The 15891-nt window shown below is 62.3% G+C and carries 16 protein-coding genes (1 of these 16 running past the window's edge); all 16 read right to left on the bottom strand.

Annotated features, from left to right (window positions below; genetic code table 11):
* Nucleotides 1–1170 carry the 5' portion of an adenylosuccinate synthase gene (locus DTPSY_RS05480; RefSeq protein ID WP_015912799.1) on the bottom strand. 207 nt of this gene lie to the left of the window's left edge, so only the first 1170 of its 1377 coding nucleotides appear in the window; it begins with the start codon at nucleotides 1168–1170; its stop codon lies beyond the left edge, outside the window.
* 29 nt (nucleotides 1171–1199) lie between these two features.
* On the bottom strand, nucleotides 1200–2348 hold the full coding sequence (locus DTPSY_RS05475) for an ATP phosphoribosyltransferase regulatory subunit (protein ID WP_015912798.1): 1149 nt from the start codon (nucleotides 2346–2348) through the stop codon (nucleotides 1200–1202).
* A gap of 75 nt (nucleotides 2349–2423) precedes the next feature.
* Entirely contained in the window at nucleotides 2424–2603 is a 180-nt protein-coding gene (locus tag DTPSY_RS05470) for a DUF2065 domain-containing protein (RefSeq protein ID WP_015912797.1), read from the bottom strand.
* A 29-nt stretch (nucleotides 2604–2632) separates the two neighbouring features.
* Nucleotides 2633–3538 (bottom strand): protease modulator HflC, encoded by a 906-nt coding sequence (hflC, locus tag DTPSY_RS05465; protein ID WP_015912796.1) that lies wholly within the window; start codon nucleotides 3536–3538, stop codon nucleotides 2633–2635.
* 9 nt (nucleotides 3539–3547) lie between these two features.
* Nucleotides 3548–4903: an FtsH protease activity modulator HflK gene (gene hflK / locus DTPSY_RS05460; RefSeq protein ID WP_011804609.1), complete on the bottom strand. Its 1356-nt coding sequence runs from the start codon at nucleotides 4901–4903 to the stop codon at nucleotides 3548–3550.
* Nucleotides 4904–4954: 51 nt separating this feature from the next.
* Nucleotides 4955–6133 carry a GTPase HflX gene (hflX, locus tag DTPSY_RS05455; protein ID WP_015912795.1) on the bottom strand — a complete coding sequence of 393 codons (1179 nt, stop codon included), beginning with the start codon at nucleotides 6131–6133 and terminating at the stop codon, nucleotides 4955–4957.
* Between the two features lie 63 nt (nucleotides 6134–6196).
* Nucleotides 6197–6448: an RNA chaperone Hfq gene (gene hfq / locus DTPSY_RS05450; protein WP_011804607.1), complete on the bottom strand. Its 252-nt coding sequence runs from the start codon at nucleotides 6446–6448 to the stop codon at nucleotides 6197–6199.
* 77 nt (nucleotides 6449–6525) lie between these two features.
* The gene (gene der, locus DTPSY_RS05445) at nucleotides 6526–7869 is read right to left on the bottom strand and encodes a ribosome biogenesis GTPase Der (RefSeq protein ID WP_015912794.1); all 1344 of its coding nucleotides are present in this window, start codon (nucleotides 7867–7869) and stop codon (nucleotides 6526–6528) included.
* 19 nt (nucleotides 7870–7888) lie between these two features.
* The gene (gene bamB, locus DTPSY_RS05440; RefSeq protein ID WP_015912793.1) at nucleotides 7889–9016 is read right to left on the bottom strand and encodes an outer membrane protein assembly factor BamB; all 1128 of its coding nucleotides are present in this window, start codon (nucleotides 9014–9016) and stop codon (nucleotides 7889–7891) included.
* Nucleotides 9017–9036: 20 nt separating this feature from the next.
* Entirely contained in the window at nucleotides 9037–9714 is a 678-nt protein-coding gene (locus tag DTPSY_RS05435) for a YfgM family protein (protein WP_015912792.1), read from the bottom strand.
* 13 nt (nucleotides 9715–9727) lie between these two features.
* The gene (hisS, locus tag DTPSY_RS05430; RefSeq protein ID WP_015912791.1) at nucleotides 9728–11017 is read right to left on the bottom strand and encodes a histidine--tRNA ligase; all 1290 of its coding nucleotides are present in this window, start codon (nucleotides 11015–11017) and stop codon (nucleotides 9728–9730) included.
* Between the two features lie 97 nt (nucleotides 11018–11114).
* The gene (ispG, locus tag DTPSY_RS05425) at nucleotides 11115–12392 is read right to left on the bottom strand and encodes a flavodoxin-dependent (E)-4-hydroxy-3-methylbut-2-enyl-diphosphate synthase (protein WP_015912790.1); all 1278 of its coding nucleotides are present in this window, start codon (nucleotides 12390–12392) and stop codon (nucleotides 11115–11117) included.
* Nucleotides 12393–13361: a helix-turn-helix domain-containing protein gene (locus DTPSY_RS05420; protein WP_015912789.1), complete on the bottom strand. Its 969-nt coding sequence runs from the start codon at nucleotides 13359–13361 to the stop codon at nucleotides 12393–12395.
* A complete protein-coding gene (gene pilW / locus DTPSY_RS05415) occupies nucleotides 13354–14181 on the bottom strand; it encodes a type IV pilus biogenesis/stability protein PilW (protein WP_015912788.1) in 828 nt (275 codons plus the stop codon). The genes DTPSY_RS05420 and pilW overlap by 8 nt, the downstream gene beginning before the upstream one ends.
* A 31-nt stretch (nucleotides 14182–14212) precedes the next feature.
* A complete protein-coding gene (gene rlmN / locus DTPSY_RS05410; RefSeq protein ID WP_011804599.1) occupies nucleotides 14213–15337 on the bottom strand; it encodes a dual-specificity RNA methyltransferase RlmN in 1125 nt (374 codons plus the stop codon).
* An 84-nt stretch (nucleotides 15338–15421) separates the two neighbouring features.
* A complete protein-coding gene (gene ndk, locus DTPSY_RS05405; RefSeq protein WP_015912786.1) occupies nucleotides 15422–15847 on the bottom strand; it encodes a nucleoside-diphosphate kinase in 426 nt (141 codons plus the stop codon).
* Between the last annotated feature and the right edge of the window lie 44 nt (nucleotides 15848–15891).

The raw sequence follows: 15891 nt of genomic DNA, 5'->3' as shown, positions 1-15891 counted from the left end.
TTCTTCCGCACCCATTGGCAGAAGGTCGATCCTTTCACCGTCCAACTCGTATCCCACGCATAGCGACAGTTCTCTCAACCCGTCCAGAACATCCAGCTTGGTGATGCAGAGCCCTGAAAGACCATTGACCTGCGCGCTACGCTTGAGGAGTGCGGCATCAAACCAACCGCAGCGACGGCTGCGCCCTGTCGTCACCCCTTTTTCGGCGCCCACTGTACTCATGTGATAACCCGGTGTTCCAGGCGTTTCCCAGTCCAGCTCGGTCGGGAAAGGCCCCCCCCCCACACGCGTGCAATATGCCTTGGTGATCCCCAAGATGTAGTGCAGATGCCCCGGGCCAACACCTGACCCCGCTGCCGCATTACCCGCCACACAGTTACTGGACGTGACATAGGGATAGGTGCCATGGTCCACATCGAGCAACGTGCCCTGGGCCCCCTCAAACAGCAGATTTGCGCCCGCGGCATGCGCTTCGTTCAGTTCACGCGAGACATCTGCCATCATGGGCTTGAGCATCTCGGCATGCCGCATGGCCTCATCAAAGACCGGTTCAAATTGCACTTGCCCGCCCGTGATGTAGGGCTTGAGTGCATCGCCAAACTGAAAATTGGCCGAACCCAAGAAGGTGCTGAGGACATGGTTGTGCAACGCCAGCAATTCGCGCAGCTTGGCGGCAAAGCGTTCTGGATACTTGAGGTCTTGTACGCGCAGGGCACGGCGAGCGATCTTGTCCTCGTAGGCCGGTCCGATACCACGGCCAGTGGTACCAATCTTCTCGGCGCCACCGTGTTCACGCGCCGCTTCACGCGCCACATCAAGCGCCGCATGGAACGGCAGGATCAATGGACAAGCTTCGCTGACACGCAGACGCGAGCGCACTTCGACGCCCGCTTTTTCGAGTCCCTCGATCTCCTCAAACAATTTGCCCGCCGAGAGAACGACGCCGTTGCCGATGTAGCACTTGACACCCGGGCGCATGATCCCGCTAGGGATCAAGTGCAGCGCCGTCTTGACGCCGTTGATGACCAACGTGTGACCAGCGTTGTGCCCGCCCTGAAAACGCACCACCCCCTGGGCGCTCTCAGTCAGCCAATCAACCAGTTTGCCTTTGCCTTCATCGCCCCACTGGGTGCCAACCACGACAACGTTACGACCCTTGCTTGCTTTCATGTCAAACCCGATTCAAATGCTGAAGAAACTCAAATCGCCTTTACGACCCAGTTGCCATCCACCAGGACAAGCTCCCGATCGCAGTGGAATTCGTCCACTTCGCTGCCGTGCCCCGGCAGCACACACACCACGGTTTCGCCCTGACGACGCAACGTAGCAATGGCAGCACTGAGCGCACCACCATCGCCCCAGGGCGCCCGGATGGCCGCACGCAAGGACGGAGCCGACACCACACCCACCAGTTGCTTCACGTCCAAGCTAAAGCCTGCGGCTGGCCTGTTACGGCCGAAGACCGCGCCGACCTCGTCATAGCGGCCGCCTCGCACCAGCGCATCACTGGCGCCCTGCGCATAAATCGCAAAACGCGCTCCGCTGTAATAGGCATAACCCCGCAGATCTGCCAGATCAAATGTGACCCGCACACCGTCCATTCGTGCCGCAATCGCCCTCAAATCCGATAGCGCCTCGCGCGCACCAGGAAAGGGTTTCAACAAGTTTTCGGCCTCATTCAGCACTGTTGCATCGCCATACAGCTGCAACAGTGCCAACAACCCTTCCCGCGATGCAGACGGGAAATCGCGTGTCAACGACGCCAGTTCGCTGGCATCTTTGGCAGCAAGCGCTCCGTGGACTTGGGCGAGCTGATGCATACCGACAGGAAGTCCTGCAAGGAGACTGCGCACGATACGGACGTCGGCCAGATCTACGCTCACCTCCTGTGCGTGGGCACTGCGCAAGCACTCCAACGACAGCAACACTGCTTCGATATCCGCCTCGATACCTGGATGACCGTAGATCTCGGCTCCAAACTGCAAGGGCTCCCGTGTGGCGTGCGGACGATCGGGACGCGTGTGCAGTACTGGGCCGCAATAGCATAGACGCGCCACCCCCTGCCGGTTGAGCAGGTGCGCATCAATGCGTGCGACCTGTTGGGTCGTATCGGCCCTCAAGCCGAGAGATCGACCCGAGAGTTGGTCCACCAATTTGAACGTTTGGAGGTCCAGCGCCTCGCCAGTGCCCGTCAACAGTGATTCCAGATGCTCCAGCAAAGGAGGCATCACCAACTCATAACCGTAACTGCGTGCCGTATCGAGCAGTCCGCGACGAAGTTCTTCAATGTGCCGCGCCTCGGAAGGCAAGACATCGGCAATATGATCCGGCAGGACCCAGGCAGACATGGGATGGGGCAGGCTGTTAAAACGTTGATTCTACCGGCATGGATAAGCCCCACCCCGGGACCGAAATCGGCCAGGCTACGTGAGCAGCAGAATGGCGCCGCCAGCGATCAGCCCCAGCAGCGCGCAAAAGCGAATCTGGCCGTCACGCAATTGCAAAAGCTGCGTGAACATGCGGCGCCAAGCACCAGGTGACACGAAGGGCAGCAGCCCTTCGATGACCAGCACCCAACCCAACGCGATCCAGAACCCGTTCATGGAGGCCGATCACCGCCATCAGTCGCTCATCAGCGACGGGGGCCTGCAGATGCATTGCCCGTCCCGCCTCTGAATACCTTGAAAAATTCAGAGTTCGCCGGATCCAGCACCATGACATCGCCCTTGCGGTTGAAGCTCGCCTTGTAAGCTTCGAGGCTCCGGTAGAACTGTGCAAATTGAGGATCACGGCCGAATGCCTCCGCATACAGACGCGCAGCTTCCGCATCACCCTCGCCCTTGATCTTCTGGGCGTCGCGGTAGGCATTGGCAATGGTGATCTCGCGCTGCCGGTCTGCGTCTGCGCGAATCTTCTCCCCCTCCGCCGCGCCCGTGGAGCGCAGTTCATTCGCAACGCGCTTGCGTTCCGCTTCCATGCGTCGATAGACGGACTCCGTGATCGCTTCTACGTAGTCGACCCGCGTGATGCGCACGTCCACGACATCGACACCCCAAGGCTTGGAGCCACGCACAGCTTCCAGCACTTCACGTTTCACGTCGGACATCAGCGCATCGCGCTTGAGCGACAGCAGCTCCTTGACGGTGCGACGGTTGACTTCTTCCTGAAATGCATTGCGGACCACCCGATTGAGCTGCAGTGCACCTGCGTTCTCGTCCAGTCCCACATTGCGGATGTACTCGGATGGGTCGGTAATGCGCCAGCGCACATACCAATCGATCACCACGCGCTGCTTCTCGGCTGTCAGCATCGACTCGGTGTCTGAACTGTCCAGCGTGAGCAGACGCTTGTCGATGTAGCGAACGTTTTGGAAAGGTGGAGGTAGCTTGAAATTCAAGCCTGGTTCCGTGATGACTTCCTTGATCTGCCCCAACGCGTACACCACGCCAAACTGGCGTTGGTCGACGACGAACACCATCGAGCTGAGCAATGCCAGCAACAGCAGAACTGTCGATGCGATAAATCCGATTCTGTTCACACGGCTCTCCTATCGGGACTCACGTTCGCGCGAACGGTTGGCATCACGCAACCGAGAATCGCCGGGAAATTGAGAGGTCGCGGCAGGAGGGACTGTCGCTGGCGGCGTATCGGTCGCCGCAGCCGCCGAAGTCTGCTGTGAAACGCTCTGCATGATCTTGTCCAACGGCAGGTACAGCAAGTTGGATCCTTGCCGCGACTCCACCAGTACCTTGGTCACATTGCCGTAAATCTGCTGCATGCTCTCCAGATACATGCGGTCTCGCGTCACCTGCGGCGCCTTCTGGTATTCAGCAAGGACGGCGCTGAAGCGCTGTGTGTCACCCTGCGCCTGCGCCACGATGCGCGCCTTGTAGGCTGCCGCCTCCTCGATCAAGCGGGACGCCGTACCCGTGGCACGCGGAACCACATCATTGGCATAAGCCTGGGCTTCGTTCTTAGCGCGCTCCCGCTCCTGGCCCGCCTTGAGCACGTCATCAAAAGCCGCCTGTACTTGCTCAGGAGGGCGCACCCCCCCTTGCTGCAGGTTGATGCCAACGACTTCCACGCCGACCTTGTATCGGTCCAAGATGGTCTGCATCAGGTTGCGCACGCGCGGAGCAATCTGGTCCCGCTCTTCCGCCAAGGCGGTATCCATGCGCATTTTGCCCACGACTTCGCGCACCGCCGTCTCTGCCGCCTGAACCACGGCTTCGGCCGGGTTGCGGCTCTCGAACAGCCACGCACGCGCGTCATTCAAACGATATTGCACTGCGAACTTGATTTCGACGATGTTCTCGTCTTCGGTCAGCATGGCGGACTCACGCAGTCCCGTGCTCTTGATGACGCTATCCCGCCCCACATCAGCGGACCGGATCTGGGTCACGAACACCAGTTCATGGCGCTGAATGGGGTAAGGCAGACGCCAATTGAAGCCGGCGTTGACCGTGCTCTTGTACTTGCCGAACTGGGTGATCACCGCTTGCTGGCCTTCTTGCACGATGAAAAAGCCAGTGCCCAGCCAGATCAGCACCGCTATGGCGGCGATCAATCCCACGCCAACTCCCGCGTTCTTCATGTCTGGCTGGAAACCACCATTGCCGCCACCAGAAGCGGGGCCACGCGACCCGCCGCCGCCAAACAACCCACCCAGCTTGCGGTTCAGATCACGCCACAACTCATCCAGGTCCGGTGGCTGTCCCGAAGGATTCTGGTCACGTCCACGTGGACGCTGTGAGTTATCCGGAGAAGGGCGCTCCGAATCAGGGCGCTGTCCACCCTCGCCCTTATCGTCCCCACGGCCCCAACGAGGATCGTTGAGATTGAACATTCCCCGAATACGCTCAGGCAGCACGGCCCAGCGAGAGGCCCGGTTAAGAAGGTTCATGCGCGAATTCTCGTACTCTCAATAGCAATAGAACACCAGCATTGTGCCCAATCAGTCCCACTCGCCCTTCAATTCAGCCGCCGTCTCAGGGGGCATGCCTGACGAAAGTGACTTCTGAACCATGTCTGCCAATAGCTGCCGCAAGTCAGCCACCCCTTCGCCAAGGCCGGCACTGACAAAAATCCGCGGTACAGGCCGCCCATCCAGTTCATAGGTATCTTGCCGCACGTTAGGACGCACTTCGGGCGTGAGGGCATCCAATTTGTTGAATACCAAGAGTTGTGGAATATCGGCGGCGCCAATCTCACCAAGAACCAGTTGCACCTGTGCAATCTGCTCGGGAAAGGCGGGGTTGGCGGCATCGACCACATGCAGGAGCAGATCCGCGTCCACGGCCTCCTGCAACGTGGCCTGAAACGCATCCACCAGCCCGTGCGGCAGATCACGAATGAAGCCCACGGTATCGGACAGGGACACCGAACCCGCGGCTTCGCCCAAATAAAGATGACGCGTGGTGGTGTCCAGCGTGGCGAACAACTGGTCCGCTGCGTAGGCTCGCGCCTTCACCAGTGCATTGAACAGCGTGGATTTGCCCGCGTTCGTGTAGCCCACCAGCGAGATATTGAATGTATCGCGCCGCTGCCGCTGCCGCCGCTGGGTCGCCCGTTGGCGCTTGACCTTGCCCAGGCGCTCCCGCGTGCGCTTAATGGCTTCGCTGATCATGCGACGGTCGAGCTCAATTTGTGTTTCGCCCGGTCCGCCCCGTGTGCCAATCCCCCCGCGTTGACGCTCCAAGTGCGACCAGCGCCGCACAAGTCGAGTGCTCAAGTACTGCAAACGCGCCAACTCCACCTGCAGCTTGCCCTCGTGGCTGCGGGCGCGCTGGGCAAAGATCTCCAGAATGAGCAGCGTGCGATCATTGACGGGCAACTCCAGGCTTCGCTCCAGATTCCGCTGCTGCGCCGGACTCAGCGCCTGGTCGAACAGCACCTCCTTCGCGCCATGCATCTGCGCCAGAGTGCGGATCTCATCGGCTTTGCCGCTACCCACGAACAGCGCCGCATCAGGCGTCTTTCGCTTGCACGTCAGCCGCGCGACAGGATTCAAGCCTGCAGTCTGGGCCAATAAGCTAAGCTCTTCGAGTTCGGCATCGAAATGGGGCAAACCAAAATCCACGCCTACCAATAGAACAGGCGTGGATTTCGTGTCAGGAGAAGAATGGGAACTCAAGGCTGCGTGCCCTGGGATGCGCAATGCTTGCGCCGTGGCGCAGCCTTGAACTGCCGCAGGGGCTTATTGGTTGTCCCCGTCGGCGGCGGGTTCCGCAGTCGAGAAGTTGACGGCACGACCAGGCACAATCGTGGAAATGGCGTGCTTGTACACCATCTGCGTCACGGTATTGCGCAGCAGCACGACGTATTGATCGAAGGATTCGATTTGACCCTGCAGTTTGATGCCGTTCACCAAATAAATCGAAACCGGCACATGCTCCCGACGCAAGGCGTTCAGGAAGGGGTCTTGAAGAAGCTGACCTTTATTGCTCACGATATTCTCCGTGTTCAAAAATGTTGTTGTAAACCAGCACCTTACCACAGCCAGACGGCCATACGCCGTCCAGGGGCTCAGGAGTTCTGCTTGTCCGTATAAGGATTGCTGGAGGTTTTCATTTCGATACGCAGCGGCGTACCGACGAGGTCAAATTCTTTGCGAAAACGCGCCTCAAGAAAGCGCTTGTAGGCGTCCGTTACATGCTCCAGCGAATTCCCGTGGATCACGATCACCGGCGGATTCATGCCGCCCTGGTGCGCATAGCGCATCTTGGGCCGGAACATACCCGAGCGCTTGGGGCTTTGGAACTGCACCGCCTCCTGCAGCAGGCGCGTCAACACCGGCGTAGGCATCTTGCGGTTGGCAGACTTGTACGCCTGGATGATGGATGACCACAGCGGCCCAATGCCCTGCCGTTTCTTCGCGGAGATGAAGTGCAACGGCGCGAACTTTAGAAACGACAGACGCGTTTCGATGGAACGCTCCAGCTGCTGCCGGCCATAGTCGTCCACCGCATCCCATTTGTTCACTGCGATCACCACGGCGCGACCACTCTCCAGGATGTAGCCGGCAATATGTGCGTCCTGGTCCGTCACTCCCTGCGTGGCGTCCAGCAGCAGCAGCACGACATTGGCTGACTCGATGGCCTGCAGGGTCTTCACGACCGAGAATTTCTCGATCGCTTCAAACACCTTGCCTTTGCGTCGCAGGCCCGCCGTGTCGATCAATTCGAACTTCTGGCCGTTGCGCTCGAAAGGCACCGATATGGCATCGCGCGTGGTGCCGGGCATGTCGAAAGCCACCAAACGCTCTTCACCCAGCCATGTATTGATCAGTGTCGACTTGCCCACGTTGGGGCGCCCTGCCACTGCAAGACGGATGACATTCTTCTCGGCCGCCGCATCCTCCTCCTCAATCTCGGGCAACGCGAGCGGCTTCAGCGCGAGATCCACCAGGCTGCGCACACCCTGGCCGTGCGCCGCCGATACGGGGTGCACCTCTCCCAGGCCCAACTCATAGAACTCGGCCAGATGCATGCTGTCCTGCATGCCTTCGGCCTTGTTGCCTGCCAACACGCAGGGTTTGCCCAGGCGGCGAAGGTAGTTGGCAATGTCGTGGTCCTGGGCGGACAGTCCGCCGCGTACGTCCACGACAAAAACCACGACATCGGCCTCCGCCACGGCCTGCTGGGTCTGCCTGGCCATCTCGCGGTAGATGCCGCTGGAGGCGTCGGGCTCGAACCCCCCGGTATCGATGACGATGTACTCGTGCTTGCCCTGTCTCCCATTGCCATAGTGGCGATCACGTGTGAGGCCGGCAAAGTCGGCCACGATCGCATCGCGCGACTTGGTCAAACGGTTGAACAAGGTGGACTTGCCCACATTGGGCCGCCCCACCAAAGCGATGACAGGCTTCATCCTGTGTCCTATATCCCTATCAGTCCGGACGGAAGCCGTAGACGCCGCCCTTGCGCGTCACCACCACCAAGGTGTCGCCCGCCACCGCCGGGGCCGCCGCAATGGCCGAGCCATCGGTCGTCAGGCGGTTGAGCGGTGCGGCGTCCTCACGGGACAGCAGGTGCACCAGCCCTGTATCGTCACCCACTACCACTGAACGCCCCAGCACCAAGGGCGCTGTGAGCTTGCGGAACTGCAACCTGTCCGATGTCCAGGCGCGGGACCCATCAGTGCGTCGCCATGCAATCACTGTTCCGTTGCTTTCCGTTCCGAACAGCATGGTGTCATCCCCGTGGATGCCCACGCCGCCGCTGGCGGGCTGCGTCCACGAAACCGCCCCCCGGGATGCATCGATACAGCCCACCGAGGCCTGAAAAGCCCGCGCGCACAGGCTGTCGCCCACACGGCTCGTACGGCCAACGATCTCCACCAGCCGCTCGACGTCATTGGTGCCGCGCGGGCTGGCCAAGGGCGCCTCCCAGCGCACCACGCCGTTGTCGGGATTGAAGCCGACCAGACGGCCGGACAGCCCCGCGACCAGGGTGTCACCCACGGCCATCAGCACACCGCCCTGGCGCAGGACCAGGGGCTCACCCGGCCGCTGCTGGCTCCAGAGCCGGTAGCCAGTCGCCGCGTCGAAGGCGGAAATGGAGCGATCCGCCGCCAGCACGAAGATGCGCTTGCCCGCGACCAACGGCGCCGTATAAGCCTGGGCGGGCAACGGCTTGCGCCAGATCTCCCGACCGCCGTCCAGTGCGATAACTTGGTTGCCCTTCGACACCACCGCCGTCCAGCGCCCATCACTTCCCACGCCCGAGGCAAGCGGCTGGTTGAGGCGCGTGCGCCATACGTCGCCCCCCGTGCGTGCATCGATGGCCGCCACATCGCCATTGGCAGAGGCCACCGTCACCACGCTGCCCTCCACGTGCATGTCGAGCTCAAGGCCTTCTTGCGTCCCAATCTGGGACACCCACGCCTGACGCACTCCCAGCACAGGGACGTTGGGGCCGAGCTCCGCCGGCTTCGGCTTCGGCGTGCCGCCCCACAACGAGCACCCTCCCATCACCAGCAGGCTCACCAGCAAAGAGGCGCCGGTCAGCGCCCTCATGGCATGACTACGTGCCTGTCTCATTGCACGCCCCCCGATGTAGCGGAGGCTACCGTCTCCACCTGTGCACCCAAAGCGTTGAGCTTGGCTTCCACCAGGCGGCGGTATTCCACACGCTCGTCAAAAGCCTGGTAGGCGCGGCGGTACTCGGCGATGGCTTCCGGCTTCTTGTCCTGCAACGCGAACACATCACCCTTGCGATCCGCGACCGTAGCGGCAAACTCTGCGGGGAATTTCCCCGACAACTGCGCCGAGGCCTCGTCGTAGGCCTTTTGCTCGATCAGGACGCTGGCCAGGCGCAGCCGGGCCAAGGCCTGGTAACCCTCATCAGACGCTTTCTCGGCCACCCAAGCCAACGTACTTTTGGCGGCGTCCCACTTGCCAGCGTCGGCCAGCGCTTTGGCGGCCAGAAGGCCTGCCTGCCCCGCCTGCGCGGTGCCGCCGTAACTCGACTTCAGGTCGCCCACGGCTTGCTCCACGCGCGCAAGGTCACCCGCCTGCACGGCCATTTCCACGGCCTCGGCCAGTGCCGTCGCCTGCTGGGCCTGCCGGCCCTGCCACAGCCGGTAGCCGTTCCAGGCGGCAAGCCCCCCCATGATGACAATCAACACCCAGGTGATGGGCGTGCCCCACGTGTTCCAGAAGTGCTTGATCTGCTCAAGCTGTTCTTGTTCTTGAAGGTCGAAGTTGTTGGCCATGTTGTGGTTCCGTTCAGCGCGAGGATTGTAGGGTGGCCGCCCATTCGGCCAGCGCCGCCAGCGGGCGCTCCGCCTGCTCGCCGCTATCCCGCAGCGGCTTGACGGTCACGGCCCCGCGGGCCAATTCGTCGGCGCCGAAGACCAGTGCATAGCGTGCGCCGCTGGCGTCCGCCTTCTTGAACTGGGATTTCATGCTGCCCATGCCCTCGCCTGCGGCGGTGGGGCTGTGCATCTGCACCGACACCCCCTGCGCACGCAGCCGCTGCAAGGCAGCCATGACCACCGGCAGGGCAGACGCGTCGGGCACTACGGCATAGGCATCGGCAGCTGGTCGGGCCACTTGCGTCTCCTGCTCCTTGAGCAACTCCAGCACGCGCTCCACCCCCAGCGCCCAGCCCACGGCCGGAGCGAACTTGCCGCCGATCTGCTCGATCAGGTAGTCGTAACGGCCACCACCACAGATCGTGCCCTGCGAACCCAGTTGGTCCGTCACGAACTCGAATACCGTGAGGTTGTAATAGTCCATCCCGCGGACCAGGCGGGGGTTGAGGCTCCAGGCCACGCCGTTGGCATCCAGGATCGCCTTGACGGTCTCGAAATGCTGCAGCGACGCCTCGCCTAGAAAGTCGATGAGCCGCGGGGCGCCTTCCACCAGCGCCTGCATCGCGGGGTTCTTGGTGTCGAGAATGCGCAGCGGATTGCTGTGCAGGCGGCGGCGCGCATCCTCGTCGAGCACATCCATGTGCTGCTCCAGGTATGCGATCAGCGCCGCGCGGTGGGCGCGGCGCTCGTCGGGCTGCCCCAGGCTGTTCAATTCCAGCCGCACGTTCTCCAGCCCCAGTTCCGCCCACAGCGCATGCGCCAGCAGAATGATCTCGGCATCGGCTTCCGCGCCGGGAAAGCCCAGCGCCTCGGCACCGATCTGGTGGAACTGGCGGTAGCGGCCGCGCTGTGGCCGTTCATGCCGGAACATGGGCCCCATGTAGTACAGGCGCTTGCCGCCGTCGTAGAGCATGGAATGCTCTACCACCGCACGCACCACCCCCGCCGTTGCCTCGGGGCGCAGCGTCAGCTGTTCACCGTTGAGCCGGTCCTCGAAGGAGTACATCTCCTTCTCGACGATGTCGGTGACTTCGCCCAGACCGCGCACGAACAGCGGCGTAGGCTCGACGATGGGCGTGCGGATGTTGCGATAAGCGTAGCGCGCCATGAGGGTGCGCACCTTGTCCTCCAGCCATTCCCAGCGCGCCGAATCGGGCGGAAGAATGTCGTTCATGCCCTTGATGGCAACCAGCTTCTGCATCTTGTTCTATTGTTTGTGATTTTGAATCAAATCAGCCTCTAGCGCTTATCCATCAAGCGCTATAAGCTATAATATTTATAGCAAACTTGCGCACACTTCACTGTGTGCCTGCGCCGTTGCCGAAACGCCGGGCAATGTAGCCTTCAACGATATCCTGGAACTCTCGCGCGATGCCCTCGCCCCGCAGGGTCATGGCCTTTTCGCCGTCGATGAACACCGGGGCGGCGGGCGCCTCGCCCGTGCCGGGAAGGCTGATGCCGATGTCGGCATGTTTGCTCTCGCCCGGGCCGTTGACGATGCAGCCCATCACGGCCACCTTGAGTTTTTCCACGCCGGGATAGCGCAGCCGCCATACGGGCATCTGCGCACGCAGGTAATCGTCGATCTGCTTGGCCAGCTCCTGGAATGTGGTGCTGGTGGTACGGCCGCAGCCCGGGCAAGCAGTCACGCTGGGCACGAACGCGCGCAGCCCCAGCGATTGGAGGATCTCGGAGGCCACCACCACCTCCTGGGTGCGCGCCTCGCCGGGCTGCGGAGTCAGCGACACACGGATAGTGTCGCCAATGCCTTCCTGCAGCAGGATCGAAAGCGCGGTGGTCGACGCCACGATACCCTTGGTACCCATGCCCGCCTCGGTCAGACCCAGGTGCAGCGCATAGTCGCAGCGGCGCGCGAGTTCGCGGTACACCGAGATCAGATCCTGCACACCGCTGACCTTGCACGAAAGGATGATCTGGTCGCCGCTCAGGCCCAATTCCTCGGCACGTTTCGCCGATTCGATGGCGGAGGTGATCAGCGCCTCGTACATGACCTGGCGCGCATCCCACGGCTGGGCGCGGCGGCTGTTCGCATCCATCAGCTCGGCCAGCAACTCCTGGTCCAGGCTGCCCCAGTTCACGCCGATGCGCACGGCCTTGTCCCAGCGCACCGCGGCCTCGATCATCTGGCCGAACTGCTTGTCCTTCTTGTCGCCCTTGCCCACGTTGCCCGGGTTGATGCGGTACTTGGACAATGCCTGTGCGCAGTCGGGAAATTCCGTCAGCAGGCGGTGGCCGTTGTAGTGAAAGTCGCCCACCAGCGGCACCGTCTCGCCCATGCGGTCCAGCTGCTCACGGATGTAGGGCACGGCCGCTGCGGCCTCCGGCGTGTTCACCGTGATGCGAACGAACTCAGAGCCCGCTTGCGCCAGTTCCTTGATCTGGATGGCCGTGCCGATCGCATCCACCGTGTCGGTGTTGGTCATGGACTGCACCCGCACCGGTGCGCCGCCACCCACCGTGACCACCCGGCTGCCCCAGACGATGCGTGCCTGCCGCGAGCGGCGTGCCTGGGGCTGTGCCATAGCGATCGGTGCGGCTGTGCCGGAGATATTCATTTACTTCACCTCGAAACGCGCAACGTTCTCGCGCGCAATCGCATTCAGATCCATGGGCTGGCCGCGCACAACCACCTCCGTGGCATCCGCCTTGCCAATGACGACCGACCAGGGAGGGCTGCCCGCCGCGGAAACACTCTCGCCCGCAGCCAGGATCTTCTGCAGCACTACGCCGCCCGCGGCGTTGCGCACCTGGATCCAGGATTCTCCCCGGGCGCGAATGACCAGCACGCCCGAAGCCTCGGTGCCCTTGGCGTCAACTCCGGCCTCGTTGGTCCCGCCTTGGGATGGGGCCGGCTCCACCGCCGCAGCGGGGGCCGATGCGGCGAGGGCCGCTGAGGCCACCGCAGCAGAAGATGGCTCTGCCCGCACAGTGGCCTGTCCCCCTGAGGCAACGGACTCTGAGGGCACCGCAGCAGTCACCGGGTCCAGTTGCGTGGCTTCGAGCGCGCGCTGTGGCGGTGTTACCGCCTCCGGACTGCTGGCGACCGGCAAACTGTCGTTGCCCTTCGGGAGAAAGGCGATGGCCACCGCGGCGGCCAACAGCGCGGCAACCGTCACGCCCATCATGCGCGATCTGGGTCGCTCCAGCGTTCCCCCCTTGATGAACCGGTGACCAGGGTCTTTGAACGACGCGTTGAGTCCCTTGTCCACCACAAGCTGCACGGGGCCGCTCTGGGGCAGCAATGCGAGCACCGGCGCAGCATCGGCCTTCAAGGTCCGGCAGACGCCCGACGCCAACGCCCGCATGAAGACGGCGTCGGGAAATGCGTCGTATTGGTCCGCTTCCAGCGCATGCAGTTTGTTCGCGGGCACCTTCAGCGTTCCGGCCAGCACATCAACATGGACCCCTGCAGATTCGCGCAGTTGCCTCAGCAACTGCCCCGCGGTAACGCCGCCCGCCGGTTCAGTTCCGTGATCCTGCATCCGATGATCAATCCCCCCAGCGGCGCCCATGGGCTCACTCATCGAAGGCCCCTCGTTCGAATGCCAGGGTTTCTTTTGCGTTGGGGAAGCGCTTGCGCAATTGATCACCCAACTGGCGCATGGCCACGAACTCCTTGAGCACGCGTTCGATCTTCACGCCCAACCACAGAGACTCGGCATTGGCATACTCGCCATTGTTCACGCGACGGACATAAAACTGCGCCCGCTTGGCCTCGCCCCGCGCAAACAGCACGGCCGCCAAGTGGTACCCCACCGCCGGGTTGCCCGCATCAATCTCATAGGCCTGCTTCAGCGCTTGTTCGGCCTCTGCAAGACGCCCCGCCCGCTGGTAGCACAGGCCCTGGGACATCAGCGTCTTGCTGCGTGCCTTGTAACTCGGCACGGCAAGCGCCCGCTCGAACATCTGATTGGCGACGTCGTACTGCTGGCGCTGGCACTGCAGCCAGCCATAGTTGTGCATGATGTCTGGATCGGAAGGCTTCATGCCTTGGGCGCGCTTGAGGCTGTCTTCCGCGAGCGCCAGGTCGCCCATATTCATGTATATCAAGCCGCGAAGGTGGTAGGCGTCGGCATACGTGGGATCGGTCGTGATCGCCTGCCGCACCTCCTCCATGGCCACGGTGGTCTGCCCCATTTGCAGGTAGTTCGCAGCCAGCTCCAGCCGGATACGTGCACGGCGACGCACGTCGGCTTCGCCGCCGCCGGACGCGGATTCCGCCACGGCACCATTGGCATCGGACGCCCCTTGGTGGGCACAACCGGCAAGGCCCGAGACGACAACGGCAATGCCGATCGCCGCCATCGCCTGCCACCCGCCATGATTGATCCGCCACTTCGCCATGAAAGCCTCCCGTAATTGTTGCGCCACGCCGTCAGATGACCGGCTTGATCTCGATGGTCCTGAGCTTGGCCATGCGTTCATTGACCCGTGTTCGGTCCTTCACATCGCCAGCCAGTTGTCCGCATGCCGCATCAATATCGTCACCGCGCGTCTTGCGAACGGTCGTGACGATACCCGCGTCACTCAACAATTGTGCGAAAGCCGTCACAGCCGCCGGGGGAGATCGGCGCAGACCGGAAGCCGGGAACGGGTTGAAGGGGATGAGATTGAACTTGCACGACACCCCGCCGTCGGCCGCCTTGCGGCCCACCAGGTCAATCAACTGTCGCGCATGCTCTGGCTGATCGTTCACGCCTTCCAGCATGCAGTATTCAAAAGTGATGAAGTCCCGCGGTGCGTGGTCCAAGTAACGCCGACACGCCGCCAGGAGTTCATGCAGCGGGTACTTGCGGTTCAGGGGAACGAGGTTGTCGCGCAACACGTCATTGGGAGCATGCAGCGAAACAGCGAGCGCCACAGGACAATCCTGCGCCAGGCGGTCCATCATGGGCACGACGCCTGAGGTAGACACGGTTACGCGACGCCGCGACAAGCCGTAACCATGGTCATCGAGCATGACACGCAGCGCAGGCACCAGTGCAGCATAGTTCTGCAGCGGCTCGCCCATTCCCATCATCACCACGTTGGAAATCACGCGTTCGCCGTCACCGCGGCGCTGCCGTAGTGCGTGCTCGGCATACCAGAGCTGGGCCAGGATTTCGCCAGTAGTGAGATTACGGCTGAACCCCTGGTGACCGGTGGAGCAAAAACGGCAGCCTACGGCGCATCCAGCCTGCGAGGAGATGCACAAGGTGCCGCGATCGTCCTCAGGAATAAAGACTGTCTCCACGGCGTTGCCGTCACCCACGTCGAACAGCCACTTCACCGTGCCGTCCGCAGAGACATGTTCGCTGATGGCTTGCAGCCCTGCCACATGGGCGCAGCCCCTGAGCTTCTCGCGCAACGATTTCGCCAGGTCGCTCATCTGGTCAAAATCGCTGGCACCGCGCTGGTGGATCCAGCGAAACAGTTGCGTGGCCCGAAAACGTTTTTCTCCCAGCCGCTCGCAAAAAGCAGCCAGGCCGTCCAGGTCAAAATCCAGAAGGTTCGTGGTCATAACGTTCACGGATGTCCACGCCCACATAGCGCATCCGCGCGGGGGCGGCCAAACCAGGACCGCCCGGCACGCGGAGCCACTGCATTAGCGCGAGTAGATGTTCAGGCCAGGGAAGAAGAAGGCCACTTCCACCTGGGCGGTTTCGGCAGCGTCGGAGCCGTGCACCGCATTGGCGTCGATGCTGTCCGCGAAGTCGGCGCGGATCGTGCCGGGCGCCGCCTTCTTGGGGTCGGTCGCGCCCATGAGTTCGCGGTTCTTCAGGACGGCGTTCTCACCCTCCAGGGCCTGCACCATCACGGGGCCGGAAATCATGAAGTCCACCAGATCCTTGAAGAAGGGGCGCTCCTTGTGCACTGCGTAGAACTGCTCGGCTTCGGCGCGCGACAGGTGGATCATGCGCGCAGCGACAATCTTCAGGCCCGCGGCTTCAAAGCGCGCATAGATCTGACCGATCACGTTCTTGGCAACTGCGTCCGGCTTGATGATGGAAAGGGTGCGTTCGATAGCCATGTTGATTTTCCTAGTGAGGTGTTGCGGTATTTTTGCCCTGAAGG

Origin of the sequence: [Acidovorax] ebreus TPSY, from assembly GCF_000022305.1 — a bacterium.
Classification (GTDB): domain Bacteria; phylum Pseudomonadota; class Gammaproteobacteria; order Burkholderiales; family Burkholderiaceae_C; genus Diaphorobacter; species Diaphorobacter nitroreducens.
The sequence above is the reverse complement of the archived record's forward strand: the minus strand, read 5'-3'. Positions and strand labels throughout refer to the sequence as shown.